At 70.7% G+C, this 20,598-nt stretch carries 21 protein-coding genes; 12 read left to right on the forward strand and 9 right to left on the reverse strand.

Annotation, left to right across the window (positions count from 1 at the left end):
- Nucleotides 1-137 precede the first annotated feature (137 nt).
- Nucleotides 138-1,550, forward strand: a complete 1,413-nt coding sequence (locus GXW71_RS23065) for a TRAP transporter large permease (RefSeq protein WP_211855042.1) — start codon at nucleotides 138-140, stop codon at nucleotides 1,548-1,550.
- Nucleotides 1,551-1,572: 22 nt separating this feature from the next.
- On the opposite strand, the gene GXW71_RS23070 is transcribed toward GXW71_RS23065, so the two are convergent.
- Nucleotides 1,573-2,511 (reverse strand): ketopantoate reductase family protein, encoded by a 939-nt coding sequence (locus tag GXW71_RS23070; protein WP_246526807.1) that lies wholly within the window; start codon nucleotides 2,509-2,511, stop codon nucleotides 1,573-1,575.
- A gap of 173 nt (nucleotides 2,512-2,684) precedes the next feature.
- Here GXW71_RS23070 and GXW71_RS23075 point away from each other — a divergent pair, with 173 nt between their 5' ends.
- The 4 genes from GXW71_RS23075 (at nucleotide 2,685) to GXW71_RS23090 (ending at nucleotide 5,897) form a co-directional block, all read left to right on the forward strand.
- Nucleotides 2,685-3,113: a hypothetical protein gene (locus GXW71_RS23075; protein WP_211855043.1), complete on the forward strand. Its 429-nt coding sequence runs from the start codon at nucleotides 2,685-2,687 to the stop codon at nucleotides 3,111-3,113.
- 84 nt (nucleotides 3,114-3,197) lie between these two features.
- Nucleotides 3,198-4,124, forward strand: a complete 927-nt coding sequence (locus GXW71_RS23080; protein WP_211855044.1) for a BKACE family enzyme — start codon at nucleotides 3,198-3,200, stop codon at nucleotides 4,122-4,124.
- Nucleotides 4,125-4,160: 36 nt separating this feature from the next.
- Nucleotides 4,161-4,994, forward strand: coding sequence for an aldo/keto reductase (locus GXW71_RS23085; RefSeq protein ID WP_211855045.1), 834 nt, complete (start codon nucleotides 4,161-4,163; stop codon nucleotides 4,992-4,994).
- A gap of 120 nt (nucleotides 4,995-5,114) precedes the next feature.
- Nucleotides 5,115-5,897, forward strand: a complete 783-nt coding sequence (locus tag GXW71_RS23090; protein WP_211855046.1) for an alpha/beta fold hydrolase — start codon at nucleotides 5,115-5,117, stop codon at nucleotides 5,895-5,897.
- 39 nt (nucleotides 5,898-5,936) lie between these two features.
- On the opposite strand, the gene GXW71_RS23095 is transcribed toward GXW71_RS23090, so the two are convergent.
- The 5 genes from GXW71_RS23095 to GXW71_RS23115 all read right to left on the reverse strand — a co-directional run bounded on the left by GXW71_RS23095 (nucleotide 5,937) and on the right by GXW71_RS23115 (nucleotide 10,576).
- Entirely contained in the window at nucleotides 5,937-7,256 is a 1,320-nt protein-coding gene (locus GXW71_RS23095; RefSeq protein WP_367617351.1) for an RNA polymerase sigma factor, read from the reverse strand.
- Between the two features lie 7 nt (nucleotides 7,257-7,263).
- Nucleotides 7,264-7,644, reverse strand: coding sequence for a YciI family protein (locus GXW71_RS23100; RefSeq protein WP_211855048.1), 381 nt, complete (start codon nucleotides 7,642-7,644; stop codon nucleotides 7,264-7,266).
- A gap of 137 nt (nucleotides 7,645-7,781) precedes the next feature.
- The gene (locus GXW71_RS23105; RefSeq protein WP_367617352.1) at nucleotides 7,782-9,083 is read right to left on the reverse strand and encodes a TRAP transporter large permease; all 1,302 of its coding nucleotides are present in this window, start codon (nucleotides 9,081-9,083) and stop codon (nucleotides 7,782-7,784) included.
- 6 nt (nucleotides 9,084-9,089) lie between these two features.
- Nucleotides 9,090-9,605 carry a TRAP transporter small permease gene (locus GXW71_RS23110; protein ID WP_211855049.1) on the reverse strand — a complete coding sequence of 172 codons (516 nt, stop codon included), beginning with the start codon at nucleotides 9,603-9,605 and terminating at the stop codon, nucleotides 9,090-9,092.
- A complete protein-coding gene (locus tag GXW71_RS23115) occupies nucleotides 9,602-10,576 on the reverse strand; it encodes a TRAP transporter substrate-binding protein (protein WP_211855050.1) in 975 nt (324 codons plus the stop codon). Before GXW71_RS23115 ends, GXW71_RS23110 begins: the two co-directional genes overlap by 4 nt.
- Before the next feature lie 131 nt (nucleotides 10,577-10,707).
- On the opposite strand from GXW71_RS23115, the gene GXW71_RS23120 reads away from it, so the two are divergent.
- Nucleotides 10,708-12,060 (forward strand): amidase, encoded by a 1,353-nt coding sequence (locus GXW71_RS23120; protein WP_211855051.1) that lies wholly within the window; start codon nucleotides 10,708-10,710, stop codon nucleotides 12,058-12,060.
- Here GXW71_RS23120 and ltnD read toward each other — a convergent pair.
- Entirely contained in the window at nucleotides 12,043-12,936 is an 894-nt protein-coding gene (gene ltnD, locus GXW71_RS23125; RefSeq protein WP_211855052.1) for an L-threonate dehydrogenase, read from the reverse strand. The genes GXW71_RS23120 and ltnD overlap by 18 nt on opposite strands.
- 153 nt (nucleotides 12,937-13,089) lie before the next feature.
- A complete protein-coding gene (locus tag GXW71_RS23130) occupies nucleotides 13,090-13,530 on the reverse strand; it encodes a hypothetical protein (RefSeq protein WP_211855053.1) in 441 nt (146 codons plus the stop codon).
- Between the two features lie 194 nt (nucleotides 13,531-13,724).
- On the opposite strand from GXW71_RS23130, the gene GXW71_RS23135 reads away from it, so the two are divergent.
- The 3 genes from GXW71_RS23135 to GXW71_RS23145 all read left to right on the forward strand — a co-directional run bounded on the left by GXW71_RS23135 (nucleotide 13,725) and on the right by GXW71_RS23145 (nucleotide 15,939).
- Complete coding sequence (locus tag GXW71_RS23135) at nucleotides 13,725-14,657, forward strand: ribose-phosphate pyrophosphokinase (protein ID WP_211855054.1); 933 nt, start codon at nucleotides 13,725-13,727, stop codon at nucleotides 14,655-14,657.
- 80 nt (nucleotides 14,658-14,737) lie between these two features.
- Nucleotides 14,738-15,367 carry a glutathione S-transferase family protein gene (locus tag GXW71_RS23140; RefSeq protein WP_211855055.1) on the forward strand — a complete coding sequence of 210 codons (630 nt, stop codon included), beginning with the start codon at nucleotides 14,738-14,740 and terminating at the stop codon, nucleotides 15,365-15,367.
- 2 nt (nucleotides 15,368-15,369) lie between these two features.
- On the forward strand, nucleotides 15,370-15,939 hold the full coding sequence (locus GXW71_RS23145) for a histidine phosphatase family protein (RefSeq protein ID WP_211855080.1): 570 nt from the start codon (nucleotides 15,370-15,372) through the stop codon (nucleotides 15,937-15,939).
- Between the two features lie 38 nt (nucleotides 15,940-15,977).
- Here GXW71_RS23145 and GXW71_RS23150 read toward each other — a convergent pair whose 3' ends face one another.
- Nucleotides 15,978-18,674 (reverse strand): DUF2339 domain-containing protein, encoded by a 2,697-nt coding sequence (locus GXW71_RS23150; RefSeq protein ID WP_211855056.1) that lies wholly within the window; start codon nucleotides 18,672-18,674, stop codon nucleotides 15,978-15,980.
- A 177-nt stretch (nucleotides 18,675-18,851) separates the two neighbouring features.
- Between GXW71_RS23150 and GXW71_RS23155 the strand changes: the two genes are divergently transcribed.
- Genes GXW71_RS23155 through GXW71_RS23165 form a run of 3 tightly spaced genes read left to right on the forward strand, consistent with a single transcriptional unit; the run spans nucleotide 18,852 to nucleotide 20,598 of the window.
- Nucleotides 18,852-19,526 (forward strand): 50S ribosomal protein L25/general stress protein Ctc, encoded by a 675-nt coding sequence (locus GXW71_RS23155; protein ID WP_211855057.1) that lies wholly within the window; start codon nucleotides 18,852-18,854, stop codon nucleotides 19,524-19,526.
- Nucleotides 19,527-19,582: 56 nt separating this feature from the next.
- Nucleotides 19,583-20,158, forward strand: coding sequence for an aminoacyl-tRNA hydrolase (gene pth / locus GXW71_RS23160; protein WP_211855058.1), 576 nt, complete (start codon nucleotides 19,583-19,585; stop codon nucleotides 20,156-20,158).
- On the forward strand, nucleotides 20,158-20,598 hold the full coding sequence (locus GXW71_RS23165) for a hypothetical protein (RefSeq protein ID WP_211855059.1): 441 nt from the start codon (nucleotides 20,158-20,160) through the stop codon (nucleotides 20,596-20,598). The genes pth and GXW71_RS23165 overlap by 1 nt, the downstream gene beginning before the upstream one ends.

The following is a 20,598-nucleotide window of genomic DNA, read 5'->3' on the forward strand; positions in this document are numbered from 1 at the left end:
TTTTCCGCCCCTGCCGCGCCGGCTTCCTCGCCGATGCAACCAGCATCGGCTGCGTCACCCGACACGACAGGAGCGAAAAATGCCTCGCCAGTTCGCCGCCGCGCCATTCCGAAACAGACTCTGAGTTCCACCAACCGATGCTGACGCTCGAGGTCATGCCGCCGCTGATGTTCGGCGGGCTGGTGCTGTTCCTGCTGATCGGATTCCCGGTCGCCTTCTCGCTCGCCGCCGTCGGGCTGTTCTTCGGCTTCCTGTCGATCGAGCTCGGCTTCTTCACCACGGCCTATCTCGGCAACCTGCCGCTGCGCACCTTCGGCATCCTGTCGAACGAGCTGCTGCTCTCGGTGCCCTTCTTCACCCTGATGGGCGCGATTCTCGAACGCTGCGGCCTGGCCGAGGACCTGCTGGAGGGCACCGGGCAGCTCTTCGGCAAGATCCCGGGCGGGCTCGCCTATGCGGTCATCATCGTGGGGGCGGTGCTGGGCGCGATCACCGGCACGGTCGCGGCATCGGTCATCGCGATGGGCATGATCTCGCTGCCGATCATGATGCGCTACGGCTACGACATGCGCATCGCGACCGGCGTGATCGCGGCCTCCGGCACCATCACCCAGGTGATCCCGCCCTCGCTGGTGCTGATCGTGCTGGGCAGCCAGCTCGATCGCAGCGTGGGCGACATGTATGCCGGCGCCATCGGTCCCTCGGTCCTGCAGGTGCTGCTGTTCCTCGGCTTCATCGCGATCGTCAGCATCGTCGCCCCCCACAAGGTGCCGCCGCTGCCGGATGAGGCCTTGGGGCCGCGCGGCTGGCCGCTCTACTGGCGCGTGCTGAAGGGCATGGTGCCTTCGGTCGTGCTGATCTTCACCGTGCTCGGCACCATCTTCATGGGCCTCGCGACGCCGACCGAGGCAGGGGCGATGGGCGTGGTCGGGGCGATCCTGCTCGCGATCATCAACCGCCGCTTCACCTGGCCGCTGCTGCGCCAGGCGATGGGCAGCACCATGCGCATCACCGCCATGGTGATCTTCATCCTGATCGGCGCCACGGTGTTCAGCCTGGTGTTCCAGGGCGTCGATGGTGGCCGCTGGCTGGAACACCTGCTGTCGCATTTGCCGGGCGGCCAGACCGGCTTCCTGATCTTCGTCAACATCTTCATCTTCTTCCTGGCCTTCTTCCTCGATTTCTTCGAGATCGCCTTCATCATCGTGCCGCTGCTGGCGCCGGCCGCGACCGCGCTCGGCGTCGACCTCGTCTGGTTCGGCGTGCTGCTCTGCGTGAACATGCAGACCAGCTTCATGCACCCGCCCTTCGGCTTCGCGCTGTTCTACCTGCGCGGCATCGCGCCGAAGACGGTGCGCACCTCCGACATCTATTGGGGGGCGCTGCCCTGGGTCGGGCTGCAGCTCATCCTCGTGCTCGTCGTCATCCTCTGGCCGCAGAGCGTGACCTACTTCCTGCAGCCGGGCACCGGCGTCGATCCGGCGAGCGTGCGCATCGAGGCGCCGCCGCCGCCCCCGGACAGCGGGGAAGAAGGGCCGGTCTTCCGATAGACCAAGGTCCGCCCGGGCGGCCTCAGCGCGGCAGCCGCCCGGCCTCACGCCGCTGCTCATAGGCTTTCGCGCTGACGAAGGCCGCCTCGTGCAGCGCGTCCGGCACGCCGGCACGGCGCGCCGCCTCCAGCAGGAAGCCGAGGATCTGGTCGGATTCGATGCGCCCACCCGCCTCCAGGTCGCGCAGCATGGAGGTGGCGTATTGGCTCCCGGTGTCGCTGAAGATGCGGCGGTACTCGGCCTCGAACCCGTCGCGCACGGGATGGCCGTGATGGGCGGCGATCGCCATGTTCCGCTCCAGGAGTGACTGCATCAGTGCGATACCGCCCGGGGCGCGCGCGATCTCGCCGACATTGGCCCGCATCAGCACCGTCGCAACAGCGCTGGTGCCGAGGTGGACCAGCTTCTCCCACATGCGCGCCATCACGTCCGGCACCGCCTCCGCCACCACGCCCGGTGCCGCGTCGAAGGCGGCCCGTAGCGCCTCGACCCGCGGCGTCATGGTGCCGCTGGCCTCGCCGAAGGTGATGTACCGCCAGTCGTTCAGGTGCTTCACGGTGCCGTCCGGCGCCAGCGTCGCCTGGATCTTCGCGAGCCCGCCGAGCACGCGGTCGGCACCGAAGGCCCGCGCCAGCCGCTCGACATGGCCGAGCCCGTTCAGCACCGGCAAGATCGCCGTGCGCTCATCCACAGCCGGGCGGATCGCGGCAATCGCGGCATCGAGGTCATAGGCCTTGCAGCTCAGCAGCACCGCATCCCAGCCGGGCTCGGCTGCCATCAGCGCGGCAACCGGGCGGGCGAAGCCGCCGAAGGGGCTTTCGACGACGAGGCCGCGCGCCGCGAGCTGCGCCGCGCGGCCTTCGCGCACCAGGAAAGCGACCTCCGCGCCACCCTCGATCAGCCGCGCCCCGAAATAGCCGCCGAGCGCGCCCGCGCCGAGTACCAGGATTCGCACGCTCATCCCCTTTTCGTGACGATCAGCCCGACAGGTTAGGCGAGGGCGGCGCGGCCTGGAATGCGGTAGCGCCTCCGTTTGAAACTGGCTCTCGTCGCCGGGCTCGTTGCAAGGCCGATGGTGCAAGGGCCAGCCCGATATGCCACGATCCGTGTGCCGGGAAGGGACGCGGGCGCGCCATGACGACCAACAGCTTTGCACTCCTCACCACCATCATCCTGATTTTCCCCATGCTGTACTTCCTCCTGGCGTCGCCGACCTTCCTGCTGAGGCCGCTGAGCGATCCGATTGTCACCTGGATGTTGCGTGGGCTCTTCAACGTCTATTTCTTGACTGTGAGCGCGACGTGCGGCGTCGCGGTGATGGCCTTCCTCCTGGCGAGCCGGCCGCTGGTTGCCATCGGTATCGGTGTCGTCGCGGCCCTCGCGATCGGCGCGCGGCGCTGGTTCCTGTCGAGGATGGACGCGGAGCTTCGCGTTCGGGACGCCGGCGATGCCGCGGCGGTGCGCCGCCTGCGCCGCCTTCACTGGGGCGGCATGCTGTATAATGCGGTCCAGGTCTTCGTGATCGTGGGCAGCATTTCCCGGATTTTCCCCAACGGAGCCTGATCTCGGTATCGCTCGCCCCGGCATGCGGAGCGGTTGCCCCGGCGACCGCGGGGCGGCAGGATCGGCCCAACGAGGAGAAACGCGATGTCCAAGGTCATCATCACCTGCGCCGTGACCGGCGCGATCCACACGCCCTCGATGAGCGACCACCTGCCGATCACGCCGCAGCAGATCGCGGAGCAGTCGATCGCTGCGGCCGAGGCCGGTGCCTCCATCATCCATCTGCATGCGCGCGATCCGATCGACGGCCGCCCGACACCCGATCCGGCGGTGTTCATGCAGTTCCTGCCGGTAATCAAGCAATCGACCGACGCGGTGATCAACATCACCACCGGCGGCGGCCTCGGCATGACCCTGGATGAGCGGCTGGCGGCGCCGCTGCTGGCCAAGCCCGAGATGTGCTCCCTCAACATGGGCAGCATGAACTTCAACATCGCGCCCAGCGCGGCGCGGGTGAAGCAGTTCAAGCATGAGTGGGAGCGGCCCTATCTGGAGGGCACCACCAACTACATCTTCCGCAACACCTTCCAGGACATCGAGCAGATCGTGGAGCGGCTGGGCAAGGGCCACGGCACCCGCTTCGAGTTCGAGTGCTACGATGTCGGCCACCTCTACAACCTGGCCCATATGCTGGACCGCAAGGTGGTGGAGCCGCCGCTCTTCACCCAGACGATCTTCGGCATCCTCGGCGGCATCGGCGCCGAGCCGCGGAATCTGATGTTCATGAAGGAGACCGCGGACCGCCTGTTCGGTCGCGACTACGTCTGGTCGGTGCTGGCCGCGGGCCGCCACCAGATGCCGTTCGTCACCATGGCCGGCATGCTCGGCGGCAATGTCCGGGTCGGGCTGGAGGACAGCCTCTGGATCGGCAAGGGCCAGGCGGCGACGTCGAACGCGCAGCAGGTTTCCAAGATCCGCCGCATCCTGGAGGAACTCTCCCTCGAGGTCGCGACGCCGGCCGAGGCGCGGCAGATGCTGGCCCTCAAAGGCGGCGACCAGGTCGGCTTCTGAACCTCCGCCGCCCTGCCCATTCCAACGGAGGCTCCCATGATCCCGCGCATCGCCTTCGCCGACGGCACCGCGGTTCCGGCCCTCGGCCAGGGGACCTGGTACATGGGCGAGAAGGCCGCCGACCGGAAGCGGGAGGCGGATGCGCTGCGCCTCGGCCTCGACCTCGGCATGACCCTGATCGACACCGCGGAGATGTATGCGGAAGGCGGCGCCGAGGAGGTGGTGGGCGACGCCATCGCCGGCCGGCGCGACGAGGCCTTCATCGTCAGCAAGGTCTATCCGCATAATGCGTCCCGCCGCGGCGTGGCATCCGCCTGCGAGCGCAGCCTGGCGCGGATGCGGATCGAGACCATCGACCTCTATCTGCTGCACTGGCGCGGCGGCGTGCCGCTGGCCGAGACCGTCGCGGGTTTCGAGGCGCTGAAGCGCGCCGGCAAGATCCGCCGCTGGGGCGTCTCCAACCTCGATGTGGACGACCTCAAGGAACTCGGAGACGCGCTGCCGGACTGCGCGACCGACCAGGTGCTCTACAGCCTGGAGCATCGCGGCGTGGAGTTCGACCTGCTGCCCTTCTGCGCGCAGCACCGCATGCCGGTGATGGCCTATTCCCCGGTCGGCCAGGGCGGGCGGATGCTGAAGAACCCGGCGGTCCTCGCCGTCGCGACGCGCCAGCACCGCAGCCCCGCCCAGATCGCGCTCGCCTTCACGCTGCGCGCCGGCGGCGTCATCGCCATCCCGAAGGCCAGCGACCCCAAGCATGTGCGGGAGAACGCCGCGGCGGGCGAGATCCTGCTCTCGCCCGCCGACCTCGCGGAGCTCGATGCCGGCTTCCCGCCGCCGAAGCGCAAGCGGTCGCTGGCGATGCTCTGAGCGGGACCGGGGACCGCATGGAAAGGGAACACCATGGCGATGCCCTCTCCCCGCCGCCCTTTGCTGGGGCTGGCCGGCCTCGCTCTTGCCAGCGCCGCCAGCGGGGCGGGCCCGACAACGATGACTGAACCACGGTCGGCCGAACTGCCGGGTGTTCGCCTGCGCTACCGCGATTCCGGCGGGGACGGCGTGCCCCTGGTGCTGCTGCACGCCAATACCGGCACGAGCGCGAGTTGGGCGCCGCAGTTCGACGCCTTCGCGGCCGCCGGCTACCGGGTGATCGCCTTCGACCGGCGCGGCTGGGGCGGCAGCATCGCCGACCCCGTGACCGGCCCGCAGCCGGGCAGCGTGGCGGAGGATCTGGATGCTCTCGTGGAGCATCTGCGGCTGCCGGGCTTCCATCTGCTTGGCATCGCCGGCGGCGGCTTCGTGGCGCTGGACTATGCCGCCTGGCGTCAGGAGCGGCTGCGCAGCCTGATCGTCGCGGCGAGCACCGGCGCCTTCAGCGAGCCCGAGATGCAGCAGCTCACCCGGAACATCGCCTTTCCCGGCTTCGCGCAATTGCCGGAGCCGTTCCGGGAGATCAGCCCTTCCTTCCGCGCGATCCATCCCGAACAGGTCGCAGCCTGGAGCCATGCCCAGGAGGCGGCGCGCCAGAAGGACGCGCCCGCCCAGCCGCTGCGCACGCCGAACACCTTCGCCAAGATCACCGGCATCCGCCTGCCGATGCTCGCCATCACCGCCGGCGCCGATCTGCTGGCACCGCCGACGCTCATGGCACGATGGATCCGGCATCTGCCTCAGGCGGAGGTCGTCGCCATTTCCGATGCCGGCCATTCCGTGGCCATGGAGCGGCCGGAGGAGTTCAACCGCGCGGTGCTGGATTTCCTGCAGCGCCACTGAACGGCACAGCTCCTTGGAGCATGAGGCGCTCGCATACGCTCACGCATCATGCTCCAGCCCATTGTTTTGGGGAGCAGATCCAAGCCTCCGAGCGATTCCGCCCTCCGGCGATCTGCTCTCATCGACAGCTTCCGGCAGCATTTCGAGCCGCGCGCGGAGATGGGCCCGCACGGCGGGATCGTCGGCGAGGCCGAGTGCCAGCGTCAGCGCCTCCCGCGCCTCGGTCGTCCGGCCGGCGCGGGCGAGGAGAGCGCCGCGCGCGGCCCAGTAGGGCTGATAGCCGGCCAGCCGTTCGTCGGCTGCGAGCGGGTCGAGCGCGGCGAGCGCCGCGCCGGGGCCGTCCGTCTCCGCGAGGGCGACCGCACGGTTGAGTGCCACAACCGGCGAGCCCGTCAGCGCGAGAAGGTGATCGTAGAGGGCGACGATCGCCGGCCAGGTCGCTGCGCCGCCGAGCCGCCGCGCGACATGGGCCGACTGGATCGCTGCCTCGATCTGATAGCGGCCGCTCGGCCCGGCCGCGCTCGCCTCGCGCAGGAGCCGCTCCGCCGCGGCGAGCGCGTCGCGATCCCAACGGGCGACGTCTTGCTCCTCCAGCGGAACGAACGCCCCGTCGTCGCTCCGCCGCGCCGGACGCCGGGCCTCGGCATACAGCATCAGCGCCAGCATTCCCTTCGCCTCCGGCGCGTCCGGGAGCAGCCCCACCACGACCTGGCCGAGCCAGATCGCCTCCTCGGCGAGCCGCGGGGCGCCGCCATCGAGCTCGTGCCAGCCCCGCGCATAGGCGGCGTAGATCGCCTCCAGCACGGCGTCGAGCCGCTCCGGCAGCTCCTCACGGTCGGGCACACGAAAGGGGATGCCGGTGTCGCGGATGCGGTTCTTCACCCGGACGAGCCGCTGGCCCATGGCCTTGGGCGGCACGAGGAATGCTGCCGCGAGCTCCATGGCCGTGAGGCCGAGCACGGCCTGGAGGATCAGCGGCGCGCGCATTCCGCGGTCGATCGCCGGATGCGCGCCGGCGAACATGAGGGCGAGGCGGCGGTCGGGGATCGCCTCGGGCGACGATGCCGCCGCCTCCAGCTCCTCGGCCATCAGCGCGACGCGGCCCGCACCGCAGGTCTCGACGGCGCGTCGCCGCGCGGCATCGGCGCCGCGCCGCCGCGCGACGGTGAGGAGCCAGGCGGCGGGGCTTTCGGGAACGCCGCTCTCGGGCCATTGGCGAAGCGCCGCGGCGAAGGCCTCCGACAGCGCATCCTCGGCGGCCGCCAGGTCCCTCGTCCGCGCGGCGAGGAAGGCGACGAGCCGGCCGAAGCTTTCGCGCGCAATCCGCTCGGCAGCTCGCCTGGCCTCGCCTGTCTCCACCGGCACCTCAGGCCGGAGCGAGGGGGCGGATCTCGATGCTGCCATGGCGAGCGCTCGGGCAACGCGCCGCCCAGGCGATCGCCTGGTCGAGGTCCGGCACATCGATCATGAAGTAGCCGGCGAGCTGCTCCTTGGTATCGGCATAGGGCCCGTCGAGGACGGCGGTCTTGTCGCCGGCGACGCGGACGGTGCTTGCCGCCGAGCTCGGCTGGAGCCGGTTGCCTGGTTGAAACGAGATGCCTGCCTTCGCGATCGCCTCATTGAAAGCGGCGTAGTCGCCCCAGAGCGATGGCGGCGCCTTGGCGAGCGCGGCTTCGTCGTGGTGGATCAGCATCATGCAGCGCATCGGAAACTCCGCCTCGGTGTCCGGGACACCCTGTCCCGTCATGCCAATGTCGGGGAAGGGCCGGCGCTTTCGACAATCGGCGCGCAAGAATTATCCGCGGCTAGCGGGAGCCGTTGGTTAGAGCGGTTTAAGTGAGCATCTTCACCTGTTCAGGCGAGTACGCCTGAACAGGATCTTCTCTAGCCGGCACCATAGTCCAGCAGCCACCGCGGCAAGGTCAGCGACATCGCCGGCCAATAGGTCGTCAGCATCAGCGCGACCAGGATGGCGCCGTAGAAGGGCCAGATCGTCCGCATTACCGCTTCGATCGGGATGCGCCCGATCGCGCAGCCGACGAAGAGCACGGCGCCGACCGGCGGCGTGGTCAGGCCGAGGCCGAGATTCATCATCATCACCATGCCGAACTGCACGGGATCCATGCCGATCGCGGTCACCACCGGCAGGAAGATCGGCGTCGTGATCAGGATCAGCGCCGCCATGTCCATCACGCAGCCGAGGAAGAGCAGCGCCAGGTTGATCAGCAGCAGGATGACGATCGGGTTGTCGCTGATCGCCAGCATCCCCCGCGTCAGGATGTCCGCGAACTGGTAGAGCGCCAGCAGATAGGCGAAGGCGGTCGCGGTGCCGACCAGCAGGAAGACCACCGCCGTGGTCCTGACGCTCGCCGCCACCGCCACCTTGAAATCCGCCCAGCTCAGGTTGCGATAGACGAGCAGGGTGACGAGCACCGCCCAGATCGCACCGAAGGCGGCGCTCTCGGTCACAGTGAAGACGCCGGACAGCACGCCGCCCAGGATGATGAAGGCGGTGAAGAGGCCGGGGATCGCATCCACCATGGTGCAGAGCAGGTGTCGGAAGCCCTGGAAGGCTTCCGCCGGATAGCCGCGCCTGACAGCCACGACATAGGCGGCGATGCCGAGGAAGAGGCACATCATGATGCCCGGCACGATGCCCGCGATGAACAGCGCCGAGACCGAGATACCGCCACCCGCCGCGAGCGAATAAAGGATCATGTTGTGCGAAGGCGGGATCAGGATGCCGGCGATCGAGGAGGTGACGGTCAGGCTGACCGCGTAGTCGACGCCGTAGCCCTTCGCCTTCATGGCCGGAATCAGGATCGTCCCGGTGGCCGAGGTGTCCGCCACCGCGCTGCCGGAGATGCCCCCGAACAGCATCGAGGTGGAGACGTCGACCATGCCGAGCCCGCCGCGCATCCAGCCGACGCAGGCGGAGGCGAGCGCGACCAGGCGGCGCGCGATGCCGCCATGCAGCATGATCTCGCCGGCGAAGATGAAGAAGGGGATGGCGAGCAGCGAGAAGATGCTCATCCCCGCGGTCATCTGCTGGAAGGCGACCGCCGGGTTCACGCCTTCGTAGAGGAAGCCGACGAGCGCCGCGATGCCGAGCACGAAGGCGACCGGCACGCCTGCCGCCACACCGATGACGAAGATCCCGAACAGGATCAGCAGTCCGATCTCCACGCCGCACTACTCCAAGAAGGCGGCGGTGACGCCGCGCTGTTCCGGGCCTTCGGTCCTGATCAGGCCGAGCACCACCTGCTCCAGAGCGAAGACCGCGGTCAGCCCGCCGCTCAACACCAGCGGCCAGTAGGTCCAGGCTTGGGAGATGCCGAGCAACGGCACCTTGAAGGGCGCGACCATGGCGACGAGCTCATGGCCCCAGACCGCCATCCCCAGGCCGAAGGCGCCGACCGCGAGGTCGCAGCCGATCGCGATCCAGCGCTGCCAGGCGCGGGGCAGGCTTTCCCGGATGCCGAGGACCGAGAGATGGAAGCGCTCCCGCACGCCGACGGCCGCGACCGGCAGCGCGATCGCGACGATGGTCAGCGTCGCGCCGCGCTCCACCCAGGTCGGGGTATCGTTCATCACATAGCGGCCGAACACCGCCCAGCCCATCATCGCGACCAGCGCGACCAGCGCCACGCCAGCCACCGCGATCACCGCGCCCGAGACCAGATCGAGCGCCCGGGACAGCCCCCTCACCGGGTCTCACGGATCCGGCGCACCAGCTCCGCCAGGCGCGGATCGGCGGCGTAGCGGGCATAGACCGGCTCCATCAGCCGCGCCCAGGGCTCGCGGTCGGTGATTTCGATCACCTGCGCCCCGGCCGCGACCACCCGCTCACGGGAGAGGCGCTCGCGTTCGGCCCAGAGCTCGCGCTGGTAGGCCGCGCTCTCGCGCGCCGCGGTGCGCAGGATGGCGCGATCCGCCTCGTTCAGCCGCTGCCATCGGGTGCGGGAGACGGCCAGCACCTCCGGTACGTTGGAATGCTCCGTCGTGGTGTAGTAGCGCGCCACCTCGAAATGCCGGGTACTCTCATAGGAGGGCCAGTTGTTCTCGGCGCCATCGATGACCCCGGATTGCAGGCTGGTGAAGACCTCGCCGAAGGGCAACGGCGTCGGGTTGGCGCCCATCGCGCGCATCAGGTCGATCCAGAGATCCGAGGTCTGCACCCGGATCTTGAGGCCGCGCATATCCTCGATCGTCCGCACCGGACGCCGCGTGTAGATGCTGCGCGCGCCCGCGTCGTACCAGGCCAGCGGCACGATGCCGATCGCCTCGACATCCCGCGCGATCGCGTCGCCGACCGGCCCGTCCATCACCGCGTGCAGATGCGCCACGTTCCGGAACAGGAAGGGCAAGGTCACGACCTGGGTCGACGGGACCAGGTTGTTGAAGGGCGAAAGGTTGAACTCGGCAAAGTCGATCGATCCCAGCCGCATCTGCTGGATCGCCTCGTCCTGCTGGCCGAGCTGGGCGGAGTGGTAGGTGCGGAGCCGGATGCGGTTGCTGGTGCGCTGCGCCACCAGCTCGGCAAACCGGTCCATGCCGCGGGAGACCGGGTAGTCCGGCGGATGGATGTTCCAGCCCCGCCATTCCTGCGCGGTCGCCGGCGTCGCCGCCCAGCCGAGCAAGAGCGCGATGGCGGCGCAGAGACGCGATGCCAGCCGCATGCAGATCCTCCCCAGGAATTCGTTCTGCGGATGAGCCTGCATGGCCGCGCGACCGGCTGTCAAACATCCTTGGCGTTGACGCCTGCACACGGCACCGTCAGCTTTCGTGGCCTAAGTTTGGAAGCCCTGCCGTGCCCCTGAACACCATTGCCGCCGCCGCCAAAGCCCTCGCCCAAGGCAACACCACCGCCGAGGCGCTGGTCGATCAGGCCCTCACGCGCATTGCCGACCCGGCTGGGGAAGGCAAGCGCGCCTTCATCGCCGTGCATGCCGAGGGCGCCCGCGCCAGCGCCCGCGCCGTGGATGCTTTGCGCAAGGCCGGGCGCGCGCCCTCCCGCCTCGCTGGCATCCCGATCAGCGTGAAGGACCTGTTCGACGAGGCCGGGCACACCACCACCGCCGGCTCCGCCGTGCTGCGCGGGACGTCGGCCGCGAAGGCGACGGCGCCCTGCCTGCAGCGGCTGATCCGCGCCGGGCTGGTAGTGCTCGGCCGCACCAACATGACGGAGTTCGCCTTCTCCGGCCTCGGCGTGAACCCGCATTACGGCACGCCGGCGAGCCCCTGGGATCGCGCCAAGCGCCGGCTGCCGGGCGGGTCCTCCGCCGGCGCCGGGGTCGCGGTCGCCGACCACATGGGCTTCGCCGCACTCGGCAGCGACACCGGCGGGTCCTGCCGCATCCCCGCGGCCCTCAACGGCGTGGTCGGCTGGAAGCCGACCGCGAAGCGGGTGCCGCTCGATGGCGTGCTGCCCCTGTCGGGATCGCTCGATTCGATCGGGCCGCTGGCGCGGAGCGTCGGTGATTGCGCGCTGATCGACGCGCTGATGGCGGGCGGCGAGGATCCCACCCCGCCGGCCGCACGGCCGCTCGCCGGGCTCAGGCTCGGCCTGCCCCGCGGCACCTATCTGACCGACAGCATGGATGGGACGGTGGGCGCCGTCTTTTCCCGCACCTTGACCCGGCTCGCCACCGCCGGCGTCCGCATCATCGAATTCGACCTGCCGGAGCTTGCGGAGATCCCCGCCGCCAATGCCACCGGCGGCTTCGCGGCCAGCGAAGCCTGGGCCTGGCACAGGGCGCTGATCGCCGAGAAGGCGGATGGCTACGACCCGCGCATCCTCGCCCGCATCCGCCGCGGCGAGACAATGTCGGCGGCCGACTACATCGCGCTCCGCGCCGCCCGCGCCCGCATCATCGCCGCGGTCGCGGCGCGCACCGCGCCTTTCGACGCGGTGATCAGCCCGACGGTACCACTGATTCCGCCGCGCATCGCGGAGGTGGAGCAGGAGGCGGACTACAATCGCATCAACATGCTGCTGCTGCGCAACACCTCGGTCGCCAATTTCCTCGACCGCTGCGCGATCAGCCTGCCCTGCAACGCACCGGGGGAAGCGCCGGTCGGGCTGATGCTGATGGGCGAGCATGGCGGCGACGCGGCGCTGTTCTCCATCGCCGCGGCTGTGGAATCAGCCCTCGCCGGGTAATTTGATCCCCGTCAGGGTTTGCCAGACGCGGATCACGAAGCCGTCGTCGCGCCCGCCCTGGCCCATGCCGCGCGCGGCGGTGAAGAGCTGCTGCGCCTGCGCCGCCAGCGGCACCGGGAAATCGAGCGAGCGCGCCATATCGGTGACCAGGCCGAGATCCTTGACGAAGATCTCGACGGCGCTGCGCGGGGCGTCATCGCCCTCGAGCACCCGGGCCATGCGGTTCTCGAACATCCAGGAATTGCCGGCAGCACTCGTCACCACCTCATAGAGCTGGCGGGGATCGGCGCCGGCCCGGATGCCGAGCGCCATCGCCTCCGCCGCCACCGCGATATGCACGCCGGCGAGGAGCTGATGCACCACCTTCACCGTGGCGCCGATGCCGACCTGGTCGCCCAGCCGCCAGACCTTGGTGGCGATCGCATCCAGCACCGGCTGCGCCGCGGCGAAGGCGGCTTCACTGCCGCTCGCCATCACCGTCATCGCGCCCTCGCGCGCCTTGACCGCGCCGCCCGAGACCGGCGCGTCGAGCCAGAGGAACCCCGCCGCCTCGGCCTTCGCCGCCAGCGCCCGTGCCGCGTCGGGCGCCATGGTGGCCGAGGAGAGGACCACCGCGCCGGGCGCCAGGCGCGGCGCGGCGCCCGCTTCCCCGAACAGCGCGGCTTCGGTCTGCTGCGCATTGACCACCAGCACGACCAGCGCCTCCGTGCCTTCGGGCAGGGCATCGGGGCTGGCCACGGCACGGCCGCCGGCGGCCGCGAACTCCGCCCGCGCCGCCTCCCGCATGTCGCAGCCGGTCACGTCCTGCCCCGCGCGCAGCAGGCTGAGCGCGGCGCCCATGCCCATGCTGCCCATTCCGATCACGCCGACCCGCATCCGCTGTTCCTCCCGCGTCATGCGAAGACTGGCGGCCCGCCGGCTCAGCGGCAAGAGATCAGCCGGAGAGGGCGACGACCACCTGCACCACCGCCGCGATGGCGGCGGCGATCAGCGCGATCCGCGCCATGCGCTCGGGCGGCGGTAGGCGCATCAGCGGCCGAAGGGCTGCGCCGGGCCGTCGGCGCGGCCGGTGCTGCGCCCTTGCGCGTCGTAATAGGTGGTAGTGCCGCCCCGCCGCTCGGCGCGCTCCGTGCTGCGTCCCTGGGCGTCGTAGCGGGTGATGGTACCGCCGCGCCGCTCGGCGCGCCCGGTGCCGCGGTTCTGGGCATCATAGGTGTAGGTGGCGCCGCCCCGCTCCTCGCTGCGGCCAAGGCCGCGGCCCTGGGCGTCATAGTGGCGGGTGATCCCGCCGCTGCGTTCGCTGCGGCCGAGCATCCGCCCCTGGGGATCGTAGTAGGTCGTGGTGGTCCCCCGGGTTTCGGCGCGGCCGGTGACGCGCCCCTGCGCATCACGGAACTGCGTGGTCTGCGCGGCCGCCGGGCGCGGCAGCACGGGCAGCAACAGGGCGGCAAGGACGGCGCGGCGCAGCATGGCCATTTCTCCCGCAGGCGGAACGACTTCGCCATGTTCGCCCCGTTCATGCAAGCGCTTCGCGTTCATGCAAGGAACGGATAGCTCATTCCCGCGGGACATGGCCCGGCCCATGATTTACACAATTCGGTCACGTTGCTATGGACCCGGCGCCCCGCATCCCTCCCCTCCCGCCGGCGACGGAGCCTTCCCGCATGAAGATCGTGGCCTGCAACAGCAACCGCCCCCTGGCCGAGGCGGTCGCCGCCGCGCTGCACCTGCCGCTGACCAATGCCTCCGTCCGCCGCTTCGCCGACATGGAGGTCTTCGTCGAGATCCATGAGAACGTGCGCGGCGAGGACGTCTTCGTCATCCAGAGCACCTGCTTCCCGGCGAACGACAACCTGATGGAGCTGCTGATCACCCTCGATGCGCTGAAGCGCGCCTCGGCGCGGCGCATCACCGCGGTGATCCCCTATTACGGCTATGCCCGGCAGGACCGGAAATCGGGCAGCCGCACGCCGATCAGCGCCAAGCTGGTCGCGAACCTGATCACCGCCGCCGGCGCCAACCGCGTGCTGACCATGGATCTGCACGCCGCCCAGATCCAGGGCTTCTTCGACATCCCCGTGGACAACCTCTTCTCGGCGCCGCTCTTCTCCCGCGACATCCAGGAACGCTATGCCGGGCGGGAGCTGATGATCGTCTCCCCGGATGTCGGCGGCGTGGTCCGCGCCCGCGCCATCGCCAGCCGCCTCAATGTCGATCTCGCGATCGTCGACAAGCGCCGCCCCCGGGCCGGCGTCTCCGAGGTCATGAACGTGATCGGCGAGGTCGAGGGCCGGCACTGCCTGCTGGTAGACGATATCGTCGATTCCGGCGGCACCCTCTGCAACGCCGCCGAGGCGCTCCTGAAGAACGGCGCCAAGTCCGCCGGCGTCTACGTGACCCACGGCGTCTTCTCGGGCGGCGCGGTCGCGCGCATCGGCGCGGCGCCGATCGAGAACATGACGGTCACCGACAGCATCATGGCGACCGAAGCGGTGCGCGTGTCCCGCAACATCCGCCAGCTCACCATCGCGCCCCTGCTCGCCGAGGCGATGAAGCGCATCAGCGACGAGACCAGCGTTTCCTCCCTGTTCTGCTGAGGACCTGGGGCAGCGGCTGCCGCCGGATGGCCGCCGGCGCGAAACCGGTCTAGCGTCCTCCGCGTCGCGGAGGATCCCCCATGCCCAACACGCTCTACTACTCGCCCGGCGCCTGTTCGGTCGGCATCCACATCGTCCTGGAAGAGATCGGCAAGCCCTACGAGCTGTCGCTGGTCAACATGAAGGAAGGGGCGCAGTACAAGCCCGACTACATGAGCGTGAACCCGAAGTCGAAGGTCCCGGCGCTGCGGCGCGAGGACGGCTCGGTGCTCACTGAATTCCCGGTCATCGCCACCTGGCTCGCCAAGACCAATCCGGATGCCAAGCTGATCCCCACGGATCTGGAGGGCGAGATCCGCGCCGGCGAGGCGATGGCCTATTTCACCGGCACCATCCATCCCTATGGCTTCACCCGCCAGTTCCGGCCGGCCAACTTCACGCCGACCGAGGCCGACATCCCGAAGGTCGTCGAGACCGGCAAGGCCGCCGCGGATAAGTATTTCTCGCTGGTCGACGCGCATTGGAACGAAGGCGACTGGGTGCTGCCCTCCGGCTATTCGGTGGCGGACGCGGCGCTGTTCTTCGTCGAGTACTGGGCGGCCAAGCGCTCCGGCATGACCTTGCCGCCGCGCCTCGCAGCCCATCTCCAGCGCATGCTGGCGCGCCCGGCGGTGAAGCGCGCCCTCGAACAGGAAGGGCTCGCTGCCTGATGATGCCGCGCCTCAACCCGATCCCCTTCTGGTTCCTCCGCCACGGCGAGACGGACTGGAACGCCGAGGGCCGTTCCCAGGGGCGGACCGACATTCCGCTGAACGAGGTCGGGCTGCTGCAGGCGGAGCGCGCCGCGGCAGCACTGAAGGGGCGCGGCATCGCCACCATCGTCTCCTCCCCGCTGTCGCGCGCGCTGCGCACGGCGGAGATCGTGAACCAGGCGCTGCATCTGCCGCTCTCGACCGATGACGACCTGATGGAGGTCTCCTTCGGCACCGAGGAAGGCCAGCCAATGGGCGACTGGTACGACGACTGGATCGCAGGCGGGTTCACGCCGGATGGTGCCGAGACCTTCCGCGGGCTGCTGGCGCGCGCGGTCGCCGCCATCAACCGCGCGACGGCCCTGCCGGCGCCGGTGCTGGTCGTGGCCCATGGCGCGCTGTTCCGCGCGCTGCGCCTGGCCTTCGGCCACGAGCCCAACGTCCGCACGCCGAACGCCCTGCCGATCTGGTGCGCCCCCCCCGCGAATGGCGGCGCGGTCTGGGCGGTGGAACCGGCGTCCTTGGGGTGAGGCGCCGTCCCCGGGAAGGGCTTCGCCCTCCCCGGACCTCACCCGCCAGGAGCATCTGCTGCTGGCGGGAGAGATCTCGAGAGGGCGGCGCCCTCTCCGGGATCACGCCTTACCACGAAGCGCCGGTACACCGCCCCGAGGCCGATCAGCGCCAGGCCGAGGCCCAGGAAGGACAGCACGCGCCAGAGGCCGACCAGCGCGTCCATGTCCACGACGAACACCTTCAGCGTCGCCAGCGCGATCAGCAGCAGCCCGGCCTGCCGCAGCACGCCGGAGGCGGCGCGGATGCCGCCCCAGATCAACGCGGCGCCGAACAGGATCCAGGCGCCCGAGTAGCTGTAGAGCTCCGCTTCCTCCGCCGTGCCCTTGGCGAGCAGGCTGCCCTGGAAGGCGTGGCGCACCGAGAGGGTGATGAAGGCGAAGACCGCCGCCAGCGCATAGAGCCCGAGCAGCCGCCGCAGTGCTGGGCGGGCCGCGACCTCGGGCAGCCACACGACGGCGATGCCCGCGAGCAGGCCGGGCAGCAGATAGGCCGGCAGCAGCGCGTTGACGATCGGCGTCGCGCCGACCGGCGCCGGTTCGAACCAGGGATTGATCACCAACAACACGATGCCGAACACCATCGCCAGGACGCCGAGCACCCGCCACGCCCATCCCATGGCCTGCCGCCCCTGGCGCGCGAGCAGCAGCGCGGCGCCGGCGAGCAGCGCCAGGGCGCTGACCTGCAGGGCGGCCTCCAGGAAGGGCCAGGCGCCGCTGTCCAGCGCGCCGCCGTGCGACGCGTGCCGGATCTGCAGCATCACCAGGCCGGTGGTCAGAGCGACGGCTCCGGCTTCCAGCGCCGACACCGTCATGTCTTCGCCGCCGTCGCGGCGGAAGATCGCCGCCGCCATCCAGAAGGCCAGCGCCGGCACGCCATAGGCGAGCCAGAGCGCGTTCAGCACCGGCGCCGTGCCGAAGCCGTAGCCCAGCACCGCTTCATTCAGCAGCAGCCGCACCAGCACAACGGTAGCCACCGCGAGTGCGATCCCGCGCAGCGCGCGCAGCCCGCTGCGCTGGGCAATGACGGCGAGCGGCGGCAGCAGCAGCGAGACGGCGAGGCTGAGCCAATGCTCCCGCAGCAGCATCGCGGCCATCAGCGCCAGCGCCGCGGTGGCGCCGGCCGCATGCGCACCGGCGCGGAGCGGCGCGTCCTGGCGTCCGGCCCGTGCGGCGGCGGCGGTGAGGATCGCGGCCAGCAACAGTGCCACCGCGGCCCAGCCCTGATCCACCGCGAAGCCGCGCACCCGCCCATAGGCGATGGCCAACGCCAGCAGCGGCACCGCGGCGGCGAGCCCTGCGAAGCGCAGGCCATGTGGTGCCCGCGCCTCCAGCCACAGCCCGGCGAGCAAGTGCAACAGCGCGAGCGCCAAGGCGACGGAGAGGTAGGGATGCAGCACCTCCGGCGCGAGCGCGCCCGGGAACACCGCCTGCACCGAGCCACCGGCGATCACCGCTTCGGCGGTCGCAACCCAGCTGGGCACGGCCCAGAGATGCAGCGCGATCAGCCCGAGCCCGGCCGCGAGCGCCGGCAGCCAGGCCAGGCGCGGCTCCGCCCGCACCCGCAGCAGCACGACGGGCGAGAGCAGCAGCAGGCCGACCGGCGCCGGCAAGATGGCGTAGCCCAGCACGGCCGGCATCAGCGCGAGCCCGAGCGCGATCACCGGCAGATGCGCCAGCAGCCGCCCGAGCGGCGTGTCCAGCGCCACGCCCGGCAGCAGCGCCAGGTGCAGCGCGACCGCGAGCGGCACAAACAGCGCCGGCGCCCAGGCTTCCAGCCCGGTGACGTCGCTCAGGCTGCCGCCGATGACGTAGATCGCGCCAAACAGGCTGGCGGCCCAGCCGAGCCAGCCCCAGGCGGTGGCGCGCACCACGGCCATGGCCGCTCCGGTCACCGCCAGCAGATAGGCGAAGAGGCCGAAGGCGGAGGGGTTCGGGGTCTCGACCAGCATCGGCGAGGCGAAGGCGCCGACCAGCCCGATGGCGGCGACGAGCTGCCCCCGCCGCAGCGACAGCAGCAGCCCGGCCAAGGCGGCCAGCGCCATGGCGGCGAAGCCGAGGATGGGCGGCAGCAGCGCATAGAGGCTGGCGGCCGCATAGGCCGCCCCGAACAGGATCGAGACGCCGCCGGCGGCGAGTGCGGCCGGCGCGTGGTCCGGCAGGCTGCCGCGCGGCGGGCGGCGGGCGAGCCATTCGCCCGCCATGATCAGCGCCAGGCCGAGCAGCGCCGCGAGCGTGGTGCGGGCAGCGGGGCCGAGCCAGCCCTCCTCGACCGCGTAGCGGATCAGGAAGAGACCGGCGAGCAGCAACGCCCCGGCGCCGAGCCAGACGCCCCAGTTGAGGGCCAGCACCTCCTCCAGGCTCTTGCCGGGTGGGGCGGGCGGGGGTGCCGGGACATCCGGCAGGGGCTCCGCCGGTGCCGTGGCGACCGCCTCCGCCATCTCGACCGGGGCCGGCTCAGCGGCGGCCTCGGCCGGCGCGGCATCCGGAACCGGCTCTGGCGGTGGGGTCTCGGGCTCCGGCACGGCCGGCGGCGGGGCCGGGGCGCCGGTGCGCAGCACCGCGAGCTCTGCCCGTAGCCGGCCCAGTTCCGCGGCCGCGGCATCGGCCAGCCGCAGCGCCCGCCCGGCCCGGATGAAGCCCGCGATACCCAGTACCCAGCCGCCCACGACGACGATTCCGAAGAGGAGGGCCATTTGTTCGAAGGGCATCCGACATGTTACGGGACCGCCCCGTTACCGGGTCAAGCGGCATGCGGTTGCATCCGGGGCCGGCTTCGCCTATGCACCCGGCCTGCGCCGGCACCCCTGGAGGCCGGCGCTTGCCGTTTCCGCAACATTGCGGCGGCACACACAACCCGAAGGAGTTTTGGCATGGTCCAGACGATCCGGATCGAGGCCGAGGCGCGCGAGCGGGCCGGTAAGGGGGCGGCGCGTGCGACCCGGCGTGGTGGGCTGGTGCCCGCCGTCATCTACGGCGCGAAGCAGGAGGCGACGCTGGTCGCCCTCGACCCGCGCGACATCATGAAGGAACTGCAGAAGGGCGGCTGGCAGTCGCACCTTTATGAGGTCGCGGTGAAGGGCGGCGCCGCGGTGCGCACCCTGATGCGCGACGTGCAGTTCCACCCGGTCACCGACCGACCGATCCATGTGGACTTCCAGCGCCTGGCGCCCGGCGCGCGCATCCGCGTCAAGGTCCCCGTGCATTTCGAGAACGAGGCGAGCGCCCCGGGCCTCAAGGCCGGCGGCGTGCTGAACGTCGTGCGCCGCGAGCTCGAGGTCTATGCCGACCCCGACGCGGTGCCGGAGCGGTTCGAGATCGACCTCGGTGCCACCGGGATCGGCGACAGCCTGCGCTGGTCCTCGGTGAAGGACGCCTTCGGCACCAAGCCGACGATCGCCGACCGCGACTTCGTGGTCGCGACCATCGCGCCGCCGACCACCGAGGCTGAGATCGTGGCCCCGGCCGCGCCGGAAGTGCCCGAGGCGACCAAGCAGAAGGCCGGCGGCAAGGCCGCGGCCCCCGCCCCGGCCGCCAAGAAGAAGTGACGTGACATGCCCCGGCGCGGCGACGCGCCGGGGCTTTGCTCGAAGGAACACTGCCGGTGCTGCTCTGGGTCGGCTTGGGCAATCCGGGCGCCGAGCACGCACGGCAGCGCCATAATATCGGTTTCATGGCGATCGACGCCATCGCCCGCCGGCACGGCTTCGGCCCCTGGCGCAAGCGCTACAAGGGCGAGATCGCCGAAGGCAGCATCGGCGGGGTGAAGATCCTGGCGCTGAAGCCGCAGACCTACATGAACGGCTCGGGCGATTCCGTGCAGCCGGCCGCCGCCTTCCACAAGATCGCGCCCGCCGACATCTGGGCCTTCCATGACGAGCTCGACCTCGCACCCGGCAAGGTGCGGGTGAAGATGGGCGGCGGGGTCGCGGGGCATAATGGCCTGCGCGACATGCAGCGCGCGCTCGGTACGCCCGATTACTGGCGGGTCCGGCTCGGCATCGGGCATCCCGGCATGAAGGAGAAGGTGCACGGGCACGTGCTCGGCAATTTCGCCAAGGTGGACACCTGGGTGGAGCCGTTGCTGGATGCCGTCGCCGACGCCGCGCCCCTGCTCGCATCCGGCAAGCCCGAGGATTTCATGACGCGCGTCGCCTTACTCACGCAGGAGCCGAAGTGATGGAAGACGACGATTTCGCCTTCGGTGGCCCCGGCCCCGAGAGCCTGGCGCTGGGCGCCGCGGCGCTGGCCGCCGGCCTGGTGCGGGAAGCGGAGGCGCTGGCCACCGCGGCCGCCGCACTGCGCAATGCGCTGGTGCCGCTGCCGGGTGGCGAGGCGGGCGATGTCCGCCGCACCCGAGGCGCCATGGGCACGGTGGCCGAGGCCGCCGCCCGCGCCGCGCTGGCGCTGGAAGCGGCGGAGGCCATGGCGATGGCGGACGACGCGGCCAGGGTCGCGCGTATTCGCGACGTGGCCAAGCGCATGGGCATGAACGCCGCCGCCGTCGCGCCGCTGTTGCGCGCCGCGGCGCTGGCCTTCCGGTCGGACGACGCCTCTGCCCGTGTGGCGGCGGAGAGCATGGCGCAGGCGATCGCCGCGGCACTCGAAGGAGCGGAGTGA

The organism is Plastoroseomonas hellenica, from assembly GCF_018129085.1.
Taxonomy (GTDB): Bacteria; Pseudomonadota; Alphaproteobacteria; order Acetobacterales; family Acetobacteraceae; genus Plastoroseomonas; species Plastoroseomonas hellenica.

What these genes read in the sequence shown, in the direction of transcription:
- GXW71_RS23080 (WP_211855044.1), top strand. Translation starts at nt 3,198, where the DNA reads ATGTCCAAGGTCATCATCACCTGCGCCGTGACCGGCGCGATCCACACG.
- GXW71_RS23075 (WP_211855043.1), top strand. Translation starts at nt 2,685, where the DNA reads ATGACGACCAACAGCTTTGCACTCCTCACCACCATCATCCTGATTTTC.
- GXW71_RS23165 (WP_211855059.1), top strand. Translation starts at nt 20,158, where the DNA reads ATGGAAGACGACGATTTCGCCTTCGGTGGCCCCGGCCCCGAGAGCCTG.
- ltnD (WP_211855052.1), bottom strand. Translation starts at nt 12,936, where the DNA reads ATGCGGGTCGGCGTGATCGGAATGGGCAGCATGGGCATGGGCGCCGCG.
- GXW71_RS23130 (WP_211855053.1), bottom strand. Translation starts at nt 13,530, where the DNA reads ATGCTGCGCCGCGCCGTCCTTGCCGCCCTGTTGCTGCCCGTGCTGCCG.
- GXW71_RS23115 (WP_211855050.1), bottom strand. Translation starts at nt 10,576, where the DNA reads ATGCGGCTGGCATCGCGTCTCTGCGCCGCCATCGCGCTCTTGCTCGGC.
- GXW71_RS23100 (WP_211855048.1), bottom strand. Translation starts at nt 7,644, where the DNA reads ATGACGGGACAGGGTGTCCCGGACACCGAGGCGGAGTTTCCGATGCGC.
- GXW71_RS23085 (WP_211855045.1), top strand. Translation starts at nt 4,161, where the DNA reads ATGATCCCGCGCATCGCCTTCGCCGACGGCACCGCGGTTCCGGCCCTC.
- GXW71_RS23090 (WP_211855046.1), top strand. Translation starts at nt 5,115, where the DNA reads ATGACTGAACCACGGTCGGCCGAACTGCCGGGTGTTCGCCTGCGCTAC.
- GXW71_RS23065 (WP_211855042.1), top strand. Translation starts at nt 138, where the DNA reads ATGCTGACGCTCGAGGTCATGCCGCCGCTGATGTTCGGCGGGCTGGTG.
- GXW71_RS23150 (WP_211855056.1), bottom strand. Translation starts at nt 18,674, where the DNA reads ATGGCCCTCCTCTTCGGAATCGTCGTCGTGGGCGGCTGGGTACTGGGT.
- GXW71_RS23145 (WP_211855080.1), top strand. Translation starts at nt 15,370, where the DNA reads ATGCCGCGCCTCAACCCGATCCCCTTCTGGTTCCTCCGCCACGGCGAG.
- GXW71_RS23155 (WP_211855057.1), top strand. Translation starts at nt 18,852, where the DNA reads ATGGTCCAGACGATCCGGATCGAGGCCGAGGCGCGCGAGCGGGCCGGT.
- GXW71_RS23135 (WP_211855054.1), top strand. Translation starts at nt 13,725, where the DNA reads ATGAAGATCGTGGCCTGCAACAGCAACCGCCCCCTGGCCGAGGCGGTC.
- GXW71_RS23140 (WP_211855055.1), top strand. Translation starts at nt 14,738, where the DNA reads ATGCCCAACACGCTCTACTACTCGCCCGGCGCCTGTTCGGTCGGCATC.
- GXW71_RS23070 (WP_246526807.1), bottom strand. Translation starts at nt 2,511, where the DNA reads ATGAGCGTGCGAATCCTGGTACTCGGCGCGGGCGCGCTCGGCGGCTAT.